This window comes from Guyparkeria halopsychrophila, assembly GCF_044582135.1.
Classification (GTDB): domain Bacteria; phylum Pseudomonadota; class Gammaproteobacteria; order Halothiobacillales; family Halothiobacillaceae; genus Guyparkeria.
The window spans coordinates 1-1,433 of record NZ_JBDODP010000050.1; the positions used below are offsets into that span (position 1 = coordinate 1).

The window sequence follows — 1,433 nt, forward strand, 5'->3', positions numbered from 1 at the left end:
ACGGCCTACGGAACGCTCCTCTACCATGCCTTACGGCATCCGCAGCTTCGGCAGTGTGCTTGAGCCCCGGTAAATCTTCCGCGCAGGCCGACTTGACCAGTGAGCTATTACGCTTTCTTTAAAGGATGGCTGCTTCTAAGCCAACCTCCTGGCTGTCTTCGCCTTCCCACATCGTTTCCCACTTAGCACACATTTGGGGGCCTTAGCTGGCGGTCTGGGTTGTTTCCCTCTCCACAATGGACGTTAGCACCCACTGTGTGTCTCCCATGATTGCACTTCTCGGTATTCGGAGTTTGCCATGGTTTGGTAAGTCGGGATGACCCCCTAGCCATAACAGTGCTCTACCCCCGAGAGTGAGACATGAGGCGCTACCTAAATAGCTTTCGAGGAGAACCAGCTATCTCCGGGCTTGATTAGCCTTTCACTCCGACCCACAGCTCATCTCCTAATTTTTCAACATTAGTGAGTTCGGGCCTCCAGTCAGTATTACCTGACCTTCACCCTGGCCATGGGTAGATCGCGCCGGTTTCGGGTCTACTGACCGCGACTGAACGCCCTGTTCAGACTCGCTTTCGCTACGCCTCCCCTACTCGGTTAAGCTTGCCACGATCAGTAAGTCGCTGACCCATTATACAAAAGGTACGCAGTCACAGAACAAGTCTGCTCCTACTGCTTGTACGCACACGGTTTCAGGTTCTATTTCACTCCCCTCGCCGGGGTTCTTTTCGCCTTTCCCTCACGGTACTGGTTCACTATCGGTCGGTAAGGAGTATTTAGCCTTGGAGGATGGTCCCCCCATATTCAGACAGGATTCCACGTGTCCCGCCCTACTCGACATCACGTCAGAAGAGCTTTCGTGTACGGGGCTTTCACCCGCTATGGCCAGACTTTCCAGACTGTTCCACTAACTCAAAAGACGCTTGATGGGCTGTTCCCCGTTCGCTCGCCGCTACTAGGGGAATCTCGGTTGATTTCTTTTCCTCGAGCTACTTAGATGTTTCAGTTCGCTCGGTTCGCCTCCATGACCTATGTATTCAGTCATGGATACCTCTTTCGAGGTGGGTTCCCCCATTCGGACATTTCCGGATCAACGCGTATTGCCAACTCCCCGGAACTTTTCGCAGGCTGTCACGTCCTTCATCGCCTCTTACCGCCTAGGCATCCACCGTGTGCGCTTGGTCACTTGACCATATAACCCAAAGCAACACACCAACTTGGTGCGTCGCGAGTTATTGTCTCGCTGACACAAGATACAACGTACATACATGAATCCTTAAGATTCATGCCGCATTCACTTTACTTGTTAAAGATCGGTTGCTTCTGACCGTGTCAGAACCCAAAACACCACCCAACGGTGATGCTCTCGGTTATGACTCGAGCTAGACGAGCCGTGACCACTCGGCCCCAGGTCCCCAGGGCCGTCCGGTCGGGCG

The 1,433-nt window shown here is 53.5% G+C and carries 1 rRNA gene; it reads right to left on the reverse strand.

Features of this window, described 5'->3' with window-relative positions:
* A 23S ribosomal RNA gene (locus ABGV18_RS11420) occupies nt 1–1,189 on the reverse strand; the annotation flags it as partial.
* Nucleotides 1,190–1,433 lie beyond the last annotated feature (244 nt).